The sequence below is a fragment of the Litorimonas sp. RW-G-Af-16 genome, assembly GCF_048319245.1.
Lineage (GTDB): Bacteria > Pseudomonadota > Alphaproteobacteria > Caulobacterales > Maricaulaceae > Litorimonas.
Genome location: NZ_CP166993.1, coordinates 303089 through 322230, shown reverse-complemented (window position 1 = coordinate 322230; position 19142 = coordinate 303089). Strand labels below are relative to the sequence as shown.

The following is a 19142-nucleotide window of genomic DNA, read 5'->3' as shown; positions in this document are numbered from 1 at the left end:
GCGACCGCAACGCAAATTGCACGGATAAAACCGAATTTTAAGCGGTTAGGCGCTCACCGCCACTGGCATGTGACGCGCCTTAAACGATGTCATTTTCTGCCGCGTTTCGCACCACAGGGCGAGCTTGACGCATTTGAAGCTATCCCACAGTGTCAACCGCCCGACCTGCGTGAGCTCGGGATGGGCTTTGAGAATTTTCGGCAGGTGATAAAACGGGATGCGCGAAGACAGATGGTGGACGTGATGGACGCCGATATTGCCCGTTACCCACATCAACCATTTCGGCAGATCATAATAAGAGCTGCCGTGGAGCGCCGCCTCTTCGCGGGACCAATCGCCTGTGCGCGACCAATGGGTTTCGTCAAATTGGTGCTGCACATAGAACATCCAAACGCCGATCGACGCGCCGACCAAGATAGTTGGAATTTGGATTAGCAGAAACGCTTTCAATCCCACGCCCCAAATCATGAGGCCATAAAGCAGCGCGACACCCAAGTTCGTCGTCATCGTGCTAATCCAAGGCTTTGTGCGTTTCATCTCGCCAAGCGGGAGGCGTTGCGCGAGCATAAAAACGTAGGCTGGGCCGACGCCGAACATCACGACAGGATGGCGATAGGCACGGTATTTCAGCTTCCCCCAGCGCGAGAGCGCTTCATATTCCGCGACGGTCAGCGTGACAATATCATCGCCCATGCCGCGACGATCCAGATTGCCTGACCCCGCATGGTGGAGCGCATGGCCTCGTTTCCAATGATCATAGGGCGTCAGGGTCAAGATGCCGATAAACCGCCCTACCCAGTCATTGGCTTTTTTGTTCGAAAAATAAGAGCCGTGTCCGCAATCATGCTGCACGATAAACAGGCGCACGACGAGCGCACCCGCTGGCACAACGCCGATCAGCGCCCAATACTGCCCCGCATAAAGCAAGCCCCACATCCCCGCCCAGAGCGCGAGAAACGGCACGAGCGTGATGAGCAACTCAAAGACCGCGCGGCCGTTTTCAGCAATGCGATAAGGCGCAAGGCGCGCAAACCAAGTCTTGGCGGTTGAGGGCATGTATATCTCCAGCAGGATAAAACGACGTCCTCGTTATCCTGCACAACGATTCGGTTAATGGCGAATTACGATGACGTCATTTTGTAACTCGGGTGATCACGATAGCGTCATGATCTGTTGGCGCTTCCCAGCGATCTTCCATGAAGTCAAACATATCGCGGGGAACGTCCATAGCAAATGTTTCGCCCCGCGACGTATTGCGCGACTGTACGCGCCGCCATCGCTCCTCAGCGTCTATATCAATCCAGTGAAGATTTGGGGTTATGTTGACGCCCTTAGCGAGGTCAATAAATTTGGCGCGATGGTCAGTTGTCGTGAAACCGAGGTCAAAAATCACAGGCGTCTTCAGGGCGATCATTTGCAGAGTATTGGCCCACATCTGCGCCTCGACCCGCGCAATACGTTCCATGACCCAATCAAAATCGGGCGGCTCTGGCGCGTCCATCCAGAACAGCGCCGTCATCCAATCATCGATAGAATAGCGCACGCCGCCAATCTCATCCGCTAAGGCCCGCGCATACGTCGTCTTACCCGCGCCCGTGCCGCCCGTTATGAGATGAATGAGGGTCGTTGTCTTACGCCTGCCGTTCGTGGAATTGGCCGTATTTGCGGTATTTGCCGAGGTAAGTCGGCAAGATCGCCTCAACCGTTTCGGGTTTAATGCCGAGCGCGTCGAAGCCGAGGGCATCGGGGGCGACGACATTGTCTTTCTTCAAATTCGTGACCTGATCCCGCGTCAGGAACGGATCAACAAAGGGCAGCATGCCAGACATTTCACCCGCAAAGCCCATCATATTGGCAGCGACCCAGGGCACAGGGATAAGAAGCCGCTTGCGGTCAATCTCGGCCAGCATCAGCTTCATCAACTCTTTGAAGGAATAGACGCGCGGGCCGCCCAGCTCATATGTCTGACCTGATGTGCCTTGAGTAATGCGCAGCGCAATCGCTTCGGCCACATCTTCGACAAAGACAGGCTGGAATTTCGTATTTCCGCCACCGATCAGCGGTAAAGGCGGCGGGATTGGGGACGGCATTGTCGCCATCTTGGCGAAGCGATTGAAGAACTGATCTTCGGCCCCAAAGATAATTGAGGGGCGGAAAATATCGGCCGTTGGCACGGCTTGGCGCGTCAGGTCTTCGCCTTCGCCTTTGGTGCGGGCATAGTCGCTATCGGAGTCTTCGTCCGCACCAATTGCCGAGATATGCGCGTAATTCGTCACGCCAGCCTCTGCGGCGGCACGGGCGACGGTGTCCGCTCCCTTGACGTGCAATGCCTCAAAAGACTGCTTGCCGCCTTCGAACAAAACCGCGACGAGGTTGATCACAGCGTCGGAGCCTTCGATCGCGCGGCGCACGGAATTTTCATAGCGCAGATTGGCTTGCATCAACTGCACTTGCCCGACACCGCCGATGACTTTCAGGTCATTGGCCGTATGCGGACGACGCACAGGGACGCGCACACGCCAGCCCTTGGCCACCAAAGCCCGCACGACATAACGCCCCAGAAATCCTGAGCCGCCAAAGACTGTCACCAAACCGTTTTTCATTGAAATTATCCGTGTTGAATTTGGGCGCAGAATTAGCCGAGTCACGCCGCGCTGTCTATGTGCTATTTCGGCCCGCACCTTTTGCGCTAGCAAATTGCTCTAACCAAGCGTTCGCAGCGCCCTCAATCAAATCCAGCACATGCTCAAACCCCTGATCGCCGCCGTAATACGGGTCAGGTACATTGCGCTCGGTCTGCTCTGGCGATAGGTCCAGCAAGCGGCGGAGTTTATGCGCATGCTCTGGCGGGCAGCGCTGTTGCAACTCACGCAGATTGGCCGCGTCCATCGCGTAAATTTGATCGAACTTGGCGAAGTCGTCATTGTGGACCGCCCGCGCGGTCTGCCCCGCAAAGCTATAGCCGCGCGATTGTCCTGCGGCCCGCGCGCGAGGGTCGGGCGGATTGCCCGCATGCCACGCGCCTGTCCCCGCGCTTTCAATGACAACATCCGCTGGCAACCGCGCACGGAACACCGCCTCCGCCGTCGGAGAGCGACAAATATTCCCAAGACAAACGAAAAGCAAAGATGTCATAGAGGGGTTATGTCAGACCCACTCCACATTGTCATCTTAACGGGCGCAGGTATTTCCGCCGAAAGCGGGATAGAAACCTTTCGCAGTGAAGGCGGCCTCTGGGAGCAATATCCGATCGAGCAAGTCGCGACCCCCGAGGGCTTTGCGGCTGACCCCGCCCTCGTCCATCATTTCTATAATATGCGCCGTGCCGCGCTAAAAGTCGTGGAACCCAACGCTGCGCATCTGGCGCTGGCAGAGCTGCAAACGGGGTTGGAAGCGCGGGGCGGCTCGCTGACGATCATCACGCAAAACGTCGATGATTTGCACAGCCAAGCGGGCGCGCGCGGCGTTATTCACATGCACGGCATCCTGACCTCGCTATTCTGCTCCGCCTGCGATCACCGCTTTGATTGGGTGGATGATGTGGCCCACGACATGCCCTGCCCCGCGTGTCAGACAACGGGAGGCCCCAATAAATCTGTCGTGAGGCCAGACATCGTCTGGTTCGGCGAGATGCCCTACGAGATGGACGTGATCGAAGCGCGGCTTCGGGCCTGTGATATGTTCGTCTCGATCGGAACAAGCGGCGCCGTCTACCCCGCCGCAGGCCTCGTGCAAATGGCAGGGCAACTCGGAAAGCAGACGCTAGAATTAAATCTTGAGAAAAGCCAAGGCAGCCACTTCTTTGACGAAAGTCGATTAGGCGAAGCAGGCACGATTGTGCCGAAATGGGTGACGGAGGTTTTGGGGTGATTTAACGCTCCTCATTGCAAGAACAAGTCTTGCAATAAGGGAAGAGTGGCGGCTATCCCCCACTCCATGACCTTGCACATCTATATCGACGCGGATGCTTGCCCCGTGCGGGAGGAGACTTATAAAGTTGCGCGGCGGCATGGTGTGCCTGTGACGGTTGTCAGCAATTCTTTCCTGCGTGTCCCGCGCGAGCCGCTAATTAAGTTTATTGCGGTGTCGGACAGTTTTGACGCCGCCGATGATTACATTGCCGAACGTGCGGATGCGGACGCTATCGTCATTACCGCCGACATCTTGCTAGCCGAGCGGTGCTTGAAATCTGGCGCCGTGGTTTTGGGCAGCAATGGGAAGCCCTTCACGATGAACAGCATTGGCAGCGCCATCGCCACGCGCGCGATCATGGCGGACCTCCGAGCGAGGGCAGATATACCCAACCTTGGCGAGCCGCCGCCGTTTTCGGATCGGGACCGCTCCCGCTTTCTCGAAGCGCTTCATGTGACGCTTGAAAAATTAAAACGGCGCTGATTGACTCGCCCGGCCTGCTGACTATGTTCCGCGCGACTTAACGAAAGAGGCCCCCATGGACACGACCCAGTTAGAAAAGATGATCGAAGCCGCGTGGGATGCCCGCGCCAGCCTCTCGCCCGATACAACAGGTGAAATGCGCGACGCCGTTGAGACAGCTATTTCTGGACTTGATAACGGCGCTTACCGCGTCGCGTCCAAGTCCGAGGGCGGCGAATGGGTTGTGCATCAATGGCTGAAAAAGGCTGTGCTGCTGGGCTTTCGCCTGCACCCAAATGCAATGATGACGGGTGGCCCGCAAGACGGTCATTTCTACGACAAAGTCCCGTCTAAATTCGAAGGCTGGACAGAGCGCGATTTCGCAGATGCCGCCTTCCGCGTCGTCCCGCCCGCCACTGTGCGGCGCGGCAGCTTTATCGCGCCGAACGCTGTGTTGATGCCGAGCTATGTCAATATCGGCGCTCATGTCGGGTCAGGCACAATGGTCGATACATGGGCGACAGTCGGATCATGTGCGCAGATCGGCGAGAATGTGCATTTATCTGGCGGCGTCGGCATTGGCGGCGTGCTAGAACCGCTGCAAGCTAACCCAACGATCATCGAAGATAATTGCTTTATCGGCGCACGGTCCGAAGTCGTTGAAGGTGTCATTGTCCGCGAAGGCGCCGTCCTCGCCATGGGTGTTTTCATCAGCCAGTCGACCAAGATTTATAACCGGGCCACGGGCGAGATCAGCTACGGCGAAGTCCCCGCCTACTCCGTCGTTGTGCCTGGCACATTGCCGTCCAAAGACGGCTCCCACAGCCTCGCCTGCGCCGTGATCGTCAAGACGGTGGATGCGAAGACACGCGCGAAAACAGGTGTGAACGAACTGCTGCGGGATTAGTTAAACAGACCGCGTCATACCGCCGTCCACGCGGATATTTTGCCCCGTAATATAGGCGCCACCATCCGAAGCAAGGAAAGCAATAGTCTCTGAAATTTCTTCTGTCTTCCCGTAACGCCCCATTGGGACGCGGCTGCGAAATTCTTCTTTTTCTGGCAAGCTATCGATGAAGCCAGGCAGAACATTATTCATGCGGATGTTTTCAGCCGCATATTTATCCGCATATAGCTTTGTAAATGCGGCAAGGCCTGCGCGAAATACCCCTGACGTCGGAAAAACGGGGTCAGGTTCAAAGGCGGCAAAGGTAGAGATATTAATGATAGCCCCCGACTTTTGGGCCTGCATAATCGGTGTGACGAGGCGCGTGGGGCGCACGACATTTAGGAAATATACATCCATCCCTACATGCCAATCATCGTCGGTTAGCTCCAGAACGGCCGCACGAGGCCCATGCCCTGCACTGTTAACTAACACGTCAACACGCCCCCATTTATCATATGTCAAATCGACCAAACGAGATAAATCATCATGTGATTGATTAGAGCCTGTGACACCAATACCGCCCAGTTCTTGCGCCAAAGCTTCGCCCTTGCCAGACGAAGACAATATCGCAATTTTAAAGCCATGCTCTGCGAGTTTTTTGGCGGCACCAGCCCCCATGCCGCCGCCGCCGGCCGTGATAATGGCAACTTTATTTTTGGACATTGAAAAATCTCCTAATGCGTGGATTTCCATTCGTCGACAGCTTCGCGGCCAGCAGTTTCCGTTGTGCCGCGGATCTCCGCTTCCTTCTGCGCCCAGAGGCGTTTTTGGTAGCGATTGGACAGCACGTCCGTCACGACCAAGACGCCGACGACGAGGTAGAAGCTCGACTTGCTCATCGCGTCAATGGCGAAGCCAAAGAGTTTCAGATGCGCCAGATGCGCGCCCTCTGTCACGAGCAAGACGCCCACGAGGAAAAGAATAAATAAGCCCAAAACCTGATACATGCGGTTCTTTTTCAGAAACTCTGTAACCCGATCCGCGAGTAAAATCATGCCGAGGCCAGAGACGAGAATCGCGATAACCATAAGCGGCACCTGGTAGGTCTTGGTCGGTTCGCAGCCGACCGCGCCCAGGACTGGATTGGCGATCAGGTCGCGCTTACATTCCGCCACTGTGCCTGCAAATTGTCCTAACGTGTCGCCAACGGAATTGACGACATTCGCCGCATCCACACTGGCAATCGCCATGGCAGAGAGAATCGAGTCGACGGAGAAGACGAGGTTCATCGCGACGATCAACGCAATCGCGCCCATGACTGTGCGTGTGCCGCCGCCCTCGGAATGTTCGATATGATCGACCTGCAGTAAGTGATGAATTTCTTTGATCGCCGTGTAGATAATGAACGCCCCACCGACGAGGGTGATCAGGGCTTGGGCCGTGAAATCACCCGAAATAAACCCGCCCAAATGGATACCGAAGAGCGGCTCCGCCAGCAGTGTGAACAGATTGACGATCAAAAACAGCAGGACAATCCGCAAAATGACCGCAATCGCAATGCCGTATTTACGGACTTTCTTCGCGTCCGTCGGATCGCCGACTTTGTTACTCTCAATCGCAATATAAAGCAGATTGTCAAAGCCTAGAACGGCCTGCAGCAAAATCAGCATGAACAGCGTGAATAAAGCTTCAATCGTTAGTAAGTCGGCCAAAATACCCTCCAGTTTCGATGTGAGTGAATGACTAGCGCGATTTGCGCGCGCGGGTAAAGTGATTTGAATATGAACCTTGATGCGACGCCCTGTTAATGCGACATTCAGGCGAAACTTGATAGGACACCTTATGAAATACGTTTTAATCGCAACGGGCCTGTCGGCTGTTATGATGTTCGGTGCCTGCACCCCGACGGTGAAGATCGAACCCTCAGACAAGCCGATTAAGATCGAACTCAATGTGAAAATCGATCAGGAGGTTCGGGTGCGACTTGAAAAAGACGTTGAAGAACTGATCGCCAATAATCCGGATTTGTTCTAGGAGAAGTATGATGAACAAGACACTCATAATCAGCGCTTTTGCAGCCTTTGCCCTGCTGGGCGGCGGCGCGATCGCCATGAACGTCACAGGCGGCAATGTCGCTGTGGCGCAAGCCCAATCCGCCAAAGCCATCGTTGATGCCGCGATCCAACGCGGCGAAGTCGGCGAGCGCGTTGACGGCTATCTCGCCGTTGTTGATGGTAAAAACCCGTCAGCCGCTGTGCGAGCCGCTGTGCAAGAAATCAATATTGGCCGCAAATCGGTCTACACACAACGCGCCAATGCACGGAATGTGAAGACGGAAGAGCTATCTACCCTGATCGGGGAACAGCAGATTCAGAAGCTGCCGCCTGGTGCCTATTATCTGGATGCCTCTGGCGTTTGGAAACGCAAATAGCGAGCAGATCACAGATTTCATTTTGAAATGACCGCCCATCGCAGGATGTGGCGGTTTTTCTTTGCCTATTGCGGGGAATTGATTCAGTGTTGCACCAACTGATTTGCCCTCACCTATTACGGAGCCTGCCATGTCCGCCAATATCGCTAAACTTACCCCGTCAGGTCTGGCCGCATTATTATGTGCGCGTATCTGCCATGATTTGATCAGCCCCGTTGGCGCATTATCAACAGCGCTCGAAATTCTGGATGATGAGAGCAATGTCGATATGCACGCGGACGCAATGGATTTGGTGCGCAATTCCTCACGCCAAGCCAATGCAAAGCTGAAGTTTCTGCGCCTGGCCTTTGGCGCGGGCGGCTCTGCGCCGGGCGTTATTGGCGTGGAAGAACTACAAACACTCGCGGGGGATATGTATGCGGGCGGCAAGGCGAGCTTGACGTGGGCGTTGACCGATGACGGGCTGGATAAGAACCATGCGCGAATTTTGCTAAACCTGATCATGTTGGCCGTGCAGGCTATTCCGCGCGGCGGCGATGTGAATATCGGGCAAAACGGAAGCACCCTTGTCTTGACTGCCACAGGGCCGCGCGCACGCTTGGACGCTGCGGTTGAGCGCACATTAGTGGGCAAAGCACCCGAAGACGGCTTTGACGGACGCTCTATTCAACCATTTTATACGGGCATGATGGCCCGCGAATTGGGCGGCAAGGCGATTGCTGCGATTACGGACGAAACCGTGACATTCACCGCCGATCTGCCTGCCGCTAAATAAGCCTGATTTTTCCCAGTCCTTTTAGATCGCTTTAACCCTTTTCCTTCACTTTGGTTCGCAAGAAGCTAAAGGCCGAATCAAATGGGTGATGACCTGATATTTGCTCAGGACTTCGTGGACATAACTACGAATGAATTGAGTGACTTTTTTGCACAAAGTGACCGTCCAACGTCCGAGACGTTGATGGCGTCCATGACCCGTGTGCAGCGCGGGGCCAAACGCCTGCACGCGCGCGGCATTTATCAGAGTGCGCAGGCCGTCATGTCCTGCCTGAACAGCGCCCCTCTCTCGGAAGATACGCTCAGTGGTCGCTTGCTCGCCCTCAACAAATTGATCGCGCAATATGCAGACGGGCTGTCTGAATTGAATAAGGCGCTAGGTAGTGAGGATAGTGAAACTGGTTTGGCAGAAGTAGCGGAGCTTGCAGCCTTGGCTGAGCCAGCGTCACTGCCCACAACAAACACGCCGACTGAACCCGCGAATGATTACGCCGCAGCCAAGCAAACCTTGCTCGGTGTCATGGCGTTTGCTGAGGCTGACGAAGTGTCCGCCCTGACACGGCTGATGGACGCAGCAGAGCAAAAGCCCTCTCACGAACCCCAAATCCCGCTGGAATCCGTCATGCGCGATATTGTGCAAGACGCCCTCGCCATTGCTAGGATGTGCGCCAAAACGATTAGCGTTTCTTATGACGTTGGGCGCAGCGGCGTCACCGAGTCTGCCATGCCTAGCCTACAGATTCGGATCAGCCAGACTTTGCGCGCGCTTATTCTGGAGACCTTACCCACCGATAAAGTTGGGCATATCGACCTGACCTGCAACGGCCATGATGTCATGCTAAAGGTGCAAGGCCCGACGCCCCAATTTGTCCCGCGGGGCGTAACATTTGATGCGCAAGACGGCGAGAAACTCACCGCGCGACTGCCGCTGATAGAAACGCCCGTCACAGAAGAGCCTGTCGAAGCCCCGCGCCGCATGATCACAGACGAGACCGAAGGCGAATTGCGAGCGCAGCTGTCAAAACTTCTCGAAGGCGGCGCAGAGGCCTCGAATGACGAACTGGCCTTGGGCGATGATGTTCTCGCGGAGGTCGGCACATGAAGACTTGTTTGATCGTTGATGACAGCCGCATGATCCGCCGCGTGGCGGGCCGGATCGTCAAAGATATGGGCTTTAATACGACGGACGCGGCCAATGGCCAAGAAGCGCTGGACGCTTGCCAGATGGATATGCCCGACGCAATTTTGCTCGACTGGAATATGCCCGTTATGGACGGCTACGGCTTCCTCAAAGCTCTGCGCAAAGAGCGCGGCGGAGACAAGCCCGTTGTCATGTTCTGCACGTCTGAACGCGATATTTCCAAGATCACTGACGCCCTTGCGGCGGGGGCCAATGAATACATTATGAAGCCTTTTGATAGCGCGATCATTCAGAGTAAATTTCAACTCGCTGGATTGTTGTAAGCCATGCGGGGAGCCCTTACACTCAAGCCGTCTTATTACGAGGCTTTAAAACGCCTGACGCTGGAACTCGCGGGGGTAAACCTCGGCGCGGATCATGCGTTCTTGGTTGAAACACGCCTCGCAGGTTTGGCGCAGAGCGAAGGCTATGCCAGCCTCGACGTGATGATTGAGGAGTTGTTCAATAGCGGGCAAACCCGCCTCGCCGTGCAAGTGGTTTCCAGCCTTGTCGAGCGCGACATGCATTTTTTCCGCGACCCAAAAAGCTTTGATCATTTGACCGAAACCGTGCTGCCAAAGCTATATGCTGCGCGCGGCGGCGTTGGGCGTATCCGTGTGCTGTCCTTTGCCTGTTCCAGCGGGCAGGAGGCTTACGGCGTGGCGATGCGCACAGCCGAATTAAAGTCCGAATTGCCCAATCTGAAACTCGATATTCTGGGCGTCGACTATCCGTCCCAAGCCCTCGACCGTGCGCGTGCGGGGCGTTACACGCATTTCGAGGTGCAGCGCGGCCTGCCGATCCAAGACCTGATCATGCATTTTGATCGTGACCGCGAAGACTGGGTCATCAAAAAAGAATTGCGCGAAAAAGTCGAGTTTAAAGAAATGCACTTGCTGTCTAACCTCGACAGCCTTGGCAAGTTTCACGTTGTGATGTTCCGCGGCGCCTTGACCCATTACAGCGCCCCCGCCCAAGTCCGCGTGCTGCGCGGGTTGGCAAATTTGGTGCAGGAATTTGGCTACCTAGTTCTCGGCACGAACGAGACGCTCAATCATATCAATTACGGCTTTGACAAAATTCACGGCAAGACAGGGCTTTTCCGCAAGCGTGAAGACATTATCGAAGAGCCCGAACCCGATCCCAATATCAAAGTGCCAACAGACCGCAAAACCTTTGAACGCGCCAAACGTCGCGTCCATAGCCTACAAAAGCAGGCCAAAAGCTAGGGATTTAAAACCCCGCATCACCAGTTGATTTCTAAGCTAGCCCGCGTAAAAGACAGGCTGAATTCAACCAGGTCTGACTATGTCTGAAATTACTGCTACCCTTGAGAAATTCTCTGCCCAGATCGCGGCGGCGACAGATCTGCGCGCGCTGGACGATATTCGCGTGGCGGCGCTTGGCAAAAAGGGCGAGGTATCGGCGATGATGCAAGGCCTTGGCAAGATGAGCATTGACGAGAAAAAGGTCATGGGGCCCGCGCTGAATGGTCTTAAAAACGATATTGCCGCGCTGATCGAGGCAAAGAAAACCGAACTCGAAGACGCCGCGCTCGACGCCGCGCTCGCGTCTGAGACTATGGACATGACCCTGCCCGTCGGCAGTCCGCGCGGCACGCTCCACCCCGTCCAACAAGTGATGGAAGAAATGGCTGTGATCTTCTCTGACATGGGGTTTTCTGTGGCCGAAGGGCCAGACATTGAAGACGACTTTCATAACTTCACCGCGCTGAACTTTCCGCCGGGCCATCCCGCACGCGATATGCACGACACATTTTTTATGACAGCGGCTGACGATGAGGAACCAAAAGTCCTGCGCACGCATACGTCGCCTGTGCAAATCCGTACCATGATCAATGAAAAGCCGCCTATCCGCATCATCGCACCAGGCCGCACCTATCGTTGCGATAGCGACCAAACGCACACGCCGATGTTCCATCAGGTCGAAGGCCTCGTCATCGATAAAGGCATCCATATGGGCCACCTCAAAGGCGTGCTGATGGACTTCGTGTCAGCGTTTTTTGAAACAGATGTCGACGTGCAATTCCGCCCGCATCACTTCCCGTTTACCGAGCCGTCTGCCGAAATGGATGTGCGCTACGAACGCGATGGAGCAGCGATCAAGATCGGCCAAGGCGAAAGCTGGATGGAAATTCTCGGCTGCGGCATGGTGCATCCCAATGTGCTGCGTGCCTGCGGTCTTGACCCCGAAGAGTATCAAGGTTTCGCCTTCGGCATGGGCGTTGATCGCCTCGCTATGTTAAAATACGGCATGCCCGATCTGCGCGATATGTTTGCCGCAGACACGCGCTGGCTAGGCCATTACGGCTTCGACCCGCTGCTACAAGCCAACTTGGCCACGGGCCTGAGCTAGGAGAGTATGATGACCGACCAAAATAACGATCCCACCACTGGCATAGACCTCGATAAGCAACCGCATAAATCGATCCTGAAGCGGATTGATTTGGGTTTGGCGACGGGTATGTGTGCGCTGCTGATTTCTTTTGTCGGCATCGTCACCTCTCGCGCGACATTCAAGATGAACCAAGAGACGCAGAAGGCGCGCGTCTTGCCGATCATTGATGTTGATATGGGCTATGAAAATATTGGCGACCGTAGCGAGGCGGCCTTTGTTGTGCGGCTCAATAATGTCGGCGCAGGCATCGCGCATATTCAGCGCGTGACGCCGCTGAAAAACGGGGAGCCTGTGACGACCCTGCAAGAGTTTGAAGACACAATTATGAACCGCCGTATGCGCAGCAATATTGGCTACCCCGTTGTGGCCCCTGCAGCTGGCTTTTTGGCGGCTGGCAAGAGCGTCACGCCGCGCCGCTACCGCATGGGGGCAGCCGGGTCAGAATTGGGAGCCTATCTGCGCGGTGAATACGGCGTGCCGATGGACGGGCTTGATATTGATGTGTGTTACTGCTCCGTTTTCAGTGATTGCTGGACCGTGAAATATCTCGATAAAAAACTGCCCAAGCCTGTCGATAGTTGCGGCATTGATGATGCGCCAGAGGACATGTTCCAAACCTATATCGACCAGACAGCCGCCAAACGGCTAGAGCAATAATCAGAGATATTATCCCATGAAATTCACACTCAGCTGGCTGAAAAAGCACCTCAAGACAGAGGCCACAATCGACGAGGTCGTCGAAGCGATGACGCTGGCCGGTTTAGAGGTCGAAGAAGTCGAGAACCCTGCCGAAAAACTGGCCGAGTTTTCGATTGCGAAAGTCCTGACGGCGGAGAAGCATCCTGACGCGGATAAGCTGAAGGTCTGCACGGTGGAAACGCGCGACGGGGTCAAGCAGATCGTCTGCGGCGCGCCCAATGCGCGGGCCGATATGACGGTCGCCTATGCCCCGCTGGGTGCCTATATTCCTGGGCTTGATTTCAGTCTTGATAAGAAGCCGCGCAAAATTCGCGGGGTCGAGTCCTCTGGCATGATGTGTTCGGGCAAAGAGCTGGAAATCGACGAAGACGCTGACGGGATTTTGGATCTTGATCCCAGTTTTGAGATGGGCCTGCCGCTGGCCGATGCGCTGGGCCTCAACGACCCAGTCATTGATTTCGAAGTCACGCCGAACCGTCCTGACTGGCTGGGCGTAAACTCGATTGCACGCGACTTGGCGGCTGTAGGCCTCGGCGAATTAATTACGCCTGATGTGCCAGAAACCAAAGGCACATTCCCCTGCCCCGTCGATATTAAGATCGAAGCGCAAGACGCTTGCCCTGCCTTTGCGGGTCGCGTGATCCGCGGCGTAAAGAACGGGCCGTCGCCGCAATGGCTGCAAGATCAATTAAAAGCTATTGGCCTGCGTCCGATTTCGGCCCTCGTCGATATTACGAATTTCATCACCTATGATCGCGCACGTCCGCTGCATTTTTATGATGTGGCGAAGCTGTCAGGCGGGATAAATGTACGCTTCGGTCAGGGCGAAGACTTCGCGGCTTTGGACGATAAGACCTACACAGCTGGCGCCAGTGATGTGGCGATTTGCGATGATAGCGGTGTCCTTGGCCTTGGCGGAATTGTCGGCGAGGAGTCCTCGGGTTGCGACGCGACGACGACAGATATTCTGATCGAGAGTGCTTATTTTGACCCGCTCACTATTCGTCGCACCGCCAAGCGGCTCGGCATTAATTCCGATGCTAAATACCGATTTGAGCGTGGCGTCGATACGGGCAGCGTCATGGACGGCGTCGAGCTAGCTACGGCGATGGTGCTAGAAATTTGTGGCGGTGAAGCCAGTGAAATTTCTCTCGCAGGCACAGTCCCTGTCCCGCCTCTCGCAATTAATTTCGACCCAATGCAAGTCCATCACCTCACCAGCCTGTCGCTTAGTGATGACGAGATGGAGCGGATTTTGACAGACCTTGGATTTGTCGTGGAGCGCGGGCCGATCTGGACTGTGGGCGTCCCGACATGGCGTCGCGATTGCACGGAAGGCGCAGACTTGGTCGAAGAGATTGCGCGAATTCACGGCTACCATAATTTGGAAGCGGTTAGCCTACCGCCCCTCCCTGGTCGGCGGGAACCGACAGCGACCCTGACGCAGAATCGTACCCGTCTCGCACGGCGAGCCTTGGCGGCAAGGGGATTGTCAGAGGCGATCACATGGTCATTTGCCTTGCAAGATCACGCCAAGTTATTTGGCGGCGGCGACAGCACTATGTTGCTCGATAATCCGATCAGCTCTGATCTTGATTGCATGCGCCCATCTGCGCTGATCCATCTGCTGCTGGCGGGGCAACGTAATGCGGATAAAGGCTATCCGCGCAGTGCCTTGTTCGAGCTTGGACCGGTTTACTACGGGACTGACCCCAAGGATCAAGCCCTGACGATTGCGGGCATGCGGCGCGTGGAAACTGAACGCCATTGGGCGGGCGAATGTGAAATTACGGCTCTGTCTGCCAAAGCCGATGCGTTGGACGCGCTGGCGGCGATGGGCGCGAATACGGCGAATTTACAGACGATGGACGCCGTTGGCGACCACTGGCATCCAGGGCGCTCTGCCTCCCTGCGCATGGGCCCCAAAAACGTGTTGGCGAGCTTTGGCGAATTGCATCCGCGCGTGTTAAAGGCGATGGGAATTAATTGCCGTGTGGTCGCATTCGAAATCTGGCCTGAAGCCATTCCCGCGCCGCGCAAGAAATCAGCGAGCAAAGCCAAAGCCGCGCTGGCGCTGTCAGACTTCATGCCCGTCCATCGTGATTTTGCGTTTATCGTCAGCGAAGACGTGGCCGCAAATGACGTATTTCGGGCGGCGGCGGGCGCGGATAAGCAATTAATTAGCGATGTGAATTTGTTTGATGTTTACCGCGGGCAAGGTGTCGAGGACGACCACAAATCCTTGGCGATTGATGTCACGCTCTCGCCCAAAGACGCGACGTTGACCGACAAAGACATTGATGCTGTGTCCGATAAAATTATCAGTGCTGTGATGAAAGTCGGTGGCCGCCTTCGCGGCTAACCCTCTATAGCGGGATCAGCGAGCGTTTGCGGGTGATGCTGATGTAATTCACATTGGCCCCGAGGCGTACACCAACTCCGCTGCGTACGGGGGCGAGTGTTACGCCATTCGCACGTTGGTAATTCACGGCCATACCGCCGACCAGATAAGCCGACCCATCAACGCCCGGAAAGCGCTGATAGATAAAGTCAGGATTGTCGAGGCCGTAGACCAAGGTGAACACTTTGGACACATCCGCACCGCCGTCAAAGCCGACACTCGGCCCCTGCCAGTAAACTTTCTTCGTGCGACCATCTTTCATCCATAGCGTGCCTTGCCCATAACGCGCGCCAACCACCATCGCGCCGCTACCCTCTTGACCCGTGATATAGCCGGTAGGACGGCCCCGATCTTTGAACAGACGCTCAATCGCAGAAGCTGCGCTTTCGGACGTGACGCCCAAATGCGTCGAGATCGCCGTGACCAATTCGTTCTCATTATAGGTTTTGGCTTGCTCTCCGCTGCGTTGTTGTGCTTGGCGAATATCATTGGAGCTATTCGGATTATTTTGAGGTGTCGCGCAGGCAGATAAGGCCAAGATGCTGGCACAGGCAATCGCGATTGCAAAGGGCACCCAACCGATTTGGCGACGGCGACCGTGGTGGAATGGATTGACGACTGGCATGATGAACCTCATTAAAACGTATCGTAAGGTCTCACTCATTATAGTTAATAAAAGACGAAAATGTGTCGGCAATGGCAGTTACAATTACGTGAAACTTCGGTTACGTTTCAGACAAATGCTCCCTTTGCAAAGACAGTCCTGATGAACTTACGCGATCTTGATTACATATGTGCCGTGGCCGAGCATAAGCATTTTGGTCGCGCGGCCGATGCGTGCCATGTCAGTCAGCCGACCCTGTCTGGACAGATTAAAAAGCTCGAAGAGCAGCTCGGCGTGACGTTGTTTGAGCGCGGGCACAAAGGTATCCGCGTAACAGACATTGGCACTGAAATTATCCAAATCGCCAGAGAAGCGCGCGATGCCGCCAATCGTATTCGCGCCGTTGCGGCCTCTGCCCAAGACCCGCTGGCGGGGACTTTGTCGCTCGGCTTGATCCCCACAATCGCACCTTATCTCATTCCGCTTTTTGTCGGGCGCATGTCGGACGGCTTGCCCAATTTGTCAGTCACATATCGCGAGGATATTACAGAGCGCTTGACCGACGGATTGTTAACGGGCGAGTTAGACGCCGCCGTCCTCGCGACCCCGCCGGAAGAAGACAGCTTGACCGCGATCACGCTTTACACTGAACCGTTCTGGCTCGTTTTTCCCGAAGGCCATGACCTACAAAACATGACGTCGATCCACATGGCCGATGTCAAAGACGAAGACATATTGCTGCTGACCGAAGGGCATTGTTTCCGCGATCAGGCTCTGTCGATCTGCCGACCCGAAAGTCGCAAACGCAAGCAATCCTTGCGCGCCACATCGCTGGAGACTTTGATCAATTTGGTCGCCACGGGGCAAGGCGTCACCCTCGTGCCCGCGCTCGCCATGCGAGACGGACGGATTGCGGATCTAGGCTTGCGGAGTCAGAAGTTGCTGGATAGCGGTGCCGCGCGCGAGATTTATTTGACCTATCGCAAGCAATTTCCGCGTCAGGCCTTGGTGAAAGCCATTGGTGCCTTGATCCAAAGCGGCTTGCCAGACAGCGTGGCGCGGCGGGCATTATCATAAGCGCCGCTTTATCACGCCTGCTTTATAAGCCACCTCTTGATAAGCCACCTCTGGCATGCGGCAGCAAACCACGCTTGCTAAAGCTGTAATTGCCTATAAATAGCGGGCTATGACGAAACAAAACAATATCCGTAATTTTTCTATTGTCGCCCATATTGACCACGGGAAATCCACATTGGCCGACCGCCTCATCAGCTTTTGCGGCGGGTTGACCGACCGTGAAATGAGCGAGCAAGTTCTCGACAATATGGACATTGAAAAAGAGCGCGGCATCACGATCAAAGCGCAGACGGTCCGCCTCGAATACAAAGCCAAAGACGGCGAGACTTATGTCCTTAACCTGATGGATACGCCGGGCCATGTTGACTTTGCCTATGAAGTTAGCCGCAGCCTGTCCGCTTGCGAAGGGTCGATCTTAGTTGTTGACGCGTCCCAAGGCGTAGAAGCGCAGACGCTCGCCAATGTTTATCAAGCGATTGAGCATGACCACGAGATCGTGCCCGTCCTGAACAAAATCGACCTCCCCGCAGCGGAACCTGACCGCGTGAAAGAGCAGATCGAAGAGGTCATCGGCATTGATGCATCTGACGCGATTGAGTGTTCGGCCAAATCTGGTATCGGCATTGAAGACGTGCTGGAAGCCATCGTCACGCGCCTCCCGCCGCCGCCCGTCAAAGACGCCGATGCGCCGCTGAAGGCTATGCTCGTGGATGCGTGGTATGACACCTATATGGGAGTGGTCGTGTTGTTTCGCGTTATCGAAGGCACGCTGAAAAAGGGCATGCGGATCCGTACCATGAACACGGGCGCGAGCTATACCGTCGATAAGGTCGGCGTGTTCCGCCCCAAGCCCGAAGATGCAGGATCGCTCGGCCCCGGCGAAGTCGGCTATTTCACGGGCTCCATTAAAGAAGTCGCAGACGCGGCTGTCGGCGATACCATCACCGAAGATAAACGCCCGACAGACACCGCGCTCGCAGGGTTTAAGCCCGCGCAGCCCGTGGTGTTCTGTGGCATCTTCCCCGTGGATGCCGCAGATTTCGAAGACCTCCGCGCGGCCATGGGTCGTCTGCGCCTCAACGATGCGAGCTTTAGCTACGAGATGGAAACCTCTGCGGCGCTGGGCTTTGGCTTCCGCTGCGGCTTTCTCGGCCTGCTGCATCTAGAGATAATCCAAGAGCGACTGGAGCGCGAATTTGACCTTGACCTGATCACGACGGCGCCCTCTGTTGTCTACACGCTGAAAATGCGGGACGGATCAGAGACGCAGCTCCACAACCCCGCCGACATGCCCGACGTTATGCAAATCCTCCACATCGAGGAGCCGTGGATCAAGGCGACCATTATGACGCCCGACGATTATCTCGGCGGTATCTTGAAGCTTTGCCAAGATCGGCGTGGTGTGCAGACGACGTTGTCCTATGTCGGCTCCCGCGCGATGGTGGAGTATGAATTACCGCTCAATGAAGTCGTGTTCGATTTCTATGACCGCCTGAAATCCGTGTCTAAAGGCTATGCCTCGTTTGATTACCAAGCGATTGGCGTGCGCGAGGGCGACCTGGTGAAGATGAGCATCCTCGTCAATGGCGACCCTGTTGACGCGCTGTCCATGCTCGTTCACCGCGCCAATGCCGAGGGTCGCGGGCGGCAAATGTGCGAACGCCTCAAAGACCTGATCCCTCGCCACCTCTTTAAAATCCCGATCCAAGCGGCCATTGGCGGCAAAGTCATCGCCCGCGAAACGATCGCCGCCATGCGCAAAGACGTGACGGCGAAATGCTATGGCGGCGACGCCTCGCGGAAACGCAAACTGCTGGATAAGCAGAAAAAGGGCAAGAAACGCATGCGCCAATTCGGCCGCGTCGAAATTCCGCAAGAAGCGTTCATCGCGGCGTTGAAGATGGACGACAGCTGACCGCAATTCATCCGGGGATGAATTGCAAGCAGTCGCCGAGCGGCCATGCCGCGAAGTTAGAAAGATCGTAGCCGATTATCCCGCGAGCTTAATTAATTACCTAATCGAAAGCCCATCATGAGCGAATTTAAAAACGGCCAAATCGTCCGCCTCAAATCTGGCGGCCCAAAAATGACGATTAAAGGCGCGGATGACGGCGACTTCGACACCCCCGTCTGGGCCTGCCAATGGTTCGACCGCAACGGCAAACTCCACCACGACAGCTTCCCCGAAGACATGCTGGATGTGTTTATTGATCGGGGGTGAGGTTAATATAACTGGTACACTTGACAAATGTTTCCAAAAGCTTCCTATTCAATCAAAAGTTGAACTGGAGCGTT

Annotated in this window: 22 protein-coding genes; 15 read left to right on the top strand and 7 right to left on the bottom strand. The window is 55.5% G+C overall.

Annotation, left to right across the window (positions count from 1 at the left end; all coding sequences use genetic code 11):
- Positions 1-45 precede the first annotated feature (45 nt).
- The 4 genes from AB8615_RS01565 to AB8615_RS01550 all read right to left on the bottom strand — a co-directional run bounded on the left by AB8615_RS01565 (position 46) and on the right by AB8615_RS01550 (position 3135).
- Positions 46-1056, bottom strand: a complete 1011-nt coding sequence (locus AB8615_RS01565) for a fatty acid desaturase (RefSeq protein WP_409433196.1) — start codon at positions 1054-1056, stop codon at positions 46-48.
- Between the two features lie 76 nt (positions 1057-1132).
- A complete protein-coding gene (locus AB8615_RS01560) occupies positions 1133-1744 on the bottom strand; it encodes an AAA family ATPase (protein WP_409433195.1) in 612 nt (203 codons plus the stop codon).
- A complete protein-coding gene (locus AB8615_RS01555) occupies positions 1632-2603 on the bottom strand; it encodes a complex I NDUFA9 subunit family protein (protein WP_409433194.1) in 972 nt (323 codons plus the stop codon). The genes AB8615_RS01560 and AB8615_RS01555 overlap by 113 nt, the downstream gene beginning before the upstream one ends.
- Positions 2604-2658: 55 nt before the next feature.
- The gene (locus tag AB8615_RS01550) at positions 2659-3135 is read right to left on the bottom strand and encodes a low molecular weight protein-tyrosine-phosphatase (protein ID WP_409433193.1); all 477 of its coding nucleotides are present in this window, start codon (positions 3133-3135) and stop codon (positions 2659-2661) included.
- A gap of 9 nt (positions 3136-3144) precedes the next feature.
- Between AB8615_RS01550 and AB8615_RS01545 the strand changes: the two genes are divergently transcribed.
- The 3 genes from AB8615_RS01545 to dapD all read left to right on the top strand — a co-directional run bounded on the left by AB8615_RS01545 (position 3145) and on the right by dapD (position 5281).
- On the top strand, positions 3145-3870 hold the full coding sequence (locus AB8615_RS01545) for an NAD-dependent deacylase (protein WP_409433192.1): 726 nt from the start codon (positions 3145-3147) through the stop codon (positions 3868-3870).
- 72 nt (positions 3871-3942) lie between these two features.
- Positions 3943-4395 carry a YaiI/YqxD family protein gene (locus AB8615_RS01540; protein WP_418153119.1) on the top strand — a complete coding sequence of 151 codons (453 nt, stop codon included), beginning with the start codon at positions 3943-3945 and terminating at the stop codon, positions 4393-4395.
- Between the two features lie 55 nt (positions 4396-4450).
- Positions 4451-5281 carry a 2,3,4,5-tetrahydropyridine-2,6-dicarboxylate N-succinyltransferase gene (gene dapD / locus AB8615_RS01535; protein ID WP_409433191.1) on the top strand — a complete coding sequence of 277 codons (831 nt, stop codon included), beginning with the start codon at positions 4451-4453 and terminating at the stop codon, positions 5279-5281.
- On the opposite strand, the gene AB8615_RS01530 is transcribed toward dapD, so the two are convergent.
- Together AB8615_RS01530 and AB8615_RS01525 are read right to left on the bottom strand one after the other, a co-directional pair.
- Entirely contained in the window at positions 5282-5986 is a 705-nt protein-coding gene (locus tag AB8615_RS01530; RefSeq protein WP_409433190.1) for an SDR family oxidoreductase, read from the bottom strand.
- Between the two features lie 11 nt (positions 5987-5997).
- Entirely contained in the window at positions 5998-6975 is a 978-nt protein-coding gene (locus tag AB8615_RS01525) for a TerC family protein (RefSeq protein WP_409433189.1), read from the bottom strand.
- 130 nt (positions 6976-7105) lie between these two features.
- Between AB8615_RS01525 and AB8615_RS01520 the strand changes: the two genes are divergently transcribed.
- The 9 genes from AB8615_RS01520 (at position 7106) to pheT (ending at position 15127) form a co-directional block, all read left to right on the top strand.
- The gene (locus AB8615_RS01520) at positions 7106-7297 is read left to right on the top strand and encodes a YnbE family lipoprotein (protein WP_409433188.1); all 192 of its coding nucleotides are present in this window, start codon (positions 7106-7108) and stop codon (positions 7295-7297) included.
- A gap of 7 nt (positions 7298-7304) precedes the next feature.
- Positions 7305-7694, top strand: a complete 390-nt coding sequence (locus AB8615_RS01515; RefSeq protein WP_409433187.1) for a YdbL family protein — start codon at positions 7305-7307, stop codon at positions 7692-7694.
- A gap of 130 nt (positions 7695-7824) precedes the next feature.
- On the top strand, positions 7825-8469 hold the full coding sequence (gene chpT / locus AB8615_RS01510) for a histidine phosphotransferase ChpT (RefSeq protein ID WP_409433186.1): 645 nt from the start codon (positions 7825-7827) through the stop codon (positions 8467-8469).
- Positions 8470-8550: 81 nt separating this feature from the next.
- Entirely contained in the window at positions 8551-9570 is a 1020-nt protein-coding gene (locus tag AB8615_RS01505) for a hypothetical protein (protein WP_409433185.1), read from the top strand.
- Positions 9567-9932: a response regulator gene (locus AB8615_RS01500; RefSeq protein WP_409433184.1), complete on the top strand. Its 366-nt coding sequence runs from the start codon at positions 9567-9569 to the stop codon at positions 9930-9932. Before AB8615_RS01505 ends, AB8615_RS01500 begins: the two co-directional genes overlap by 4 nt.
- Positions 9933-9935: 3 nt before the next feature.
- Positions 9936-10877 (top strand): CheR family methyltransferase, encoded by a 942-nt coding sequence (locus tag AB8615_RS01495; protein WP_409433183.1) that lies wholly within the window; start codon positions 9936-9938, stop codon positions 10875-10877.
- 79 nt (positions 10878-10956) lie between these two features.
- A complete protein-coding gene (gene pheS / locus AB8615_RS01490; RefSeq protein ID WP_409433182.1) occupies positions 10957-12024 on the top strand; it encodes a phenylalanine--tRNA ligase subunit alpha in 1068 nt (355 codons plus the stop codon).
- A 6-nt stretch (positions 12025-12030) separates the two neighbouring features.
- Entirely contained in the window at positions 12031-12723 is a 693-nt protein-coding gene (locus tag AB8615_RS01485) for a hypothetical protein (protein ID WP_409433181.1), read from the top strand.
- Positions 12724-12739: 16 nt separating this feature from the next.
- Complete coding sequence (pheT, locus tag AB8615_RS01480; protein WP_418152543.1) at positions 12740-15127, top strand: phenylalanine--tRNA ligase subunit beta; 2388 nt, start codon at positions 12740-12742, stop codon at positions 15125-15127.
- A gap of 4 nt (positions 15128-15131) precedes the next feature.
- Here the strand turns inward: pheT and AB8615_RS01475 are convergent, their stop codons facing one another.
- On the bottom strand, positions 15132-15791 hold the full coding sequence (locus tag AB8615_RS01475; protein ID WP_409433179.1) for a DUF1134 domain-containing protein: 660 nt from the start codon (positions 15789-15791) through the stop codon (positions 15132-15134).
- A gap of 141 nt (positions 15792-15932) precedes the next feature.
- Between AB8615_RS01475 and AB8615_RS01470 the strand changes: the two genes are divergently transcribed.
- The 3 genes from AB8615_RS01470 (at position 15933) to AB8615_RS01460 (ending at position 19068) form a co-directional block, all read left to right on the top strand.
- Positions 15933-16847, top strand: coding sequence for a LysR substrate-binding domain-containing protein (locus tag AB8615_RS01470; RefSeq protein WP_409433178.1), 915 nt, complete (start codon positions 15933-15935; stop codon positions 16845-16847).
- Between the two features lie 109 nt (positions 16848-16956).
- Positions 16957-18762 (top strand): translation elongation factor 4, encoded by a 1806-nt coding sequence (lepA, locus tag AB8615_RS01465; RefSeq protein WP_409433177.1) that lies wholly within the window; start codon positions 16957-16959, stop codon positions 18760-18762.
- A gap of 117 nt (positions 18763-18879) precedes the next feature.
- Positions 18880-19068, top strand: a complete 189-nt coding sequence (locus tag AB8615_RS01460; RefSeq protein WP_409433176.1) for a YodC family protein — start codon at positions 18880-18882, stop codon at positions 19066-19068.
- The last annotated feature ends 74 nt before the right edge of the window (positions 19069-19142 follow it).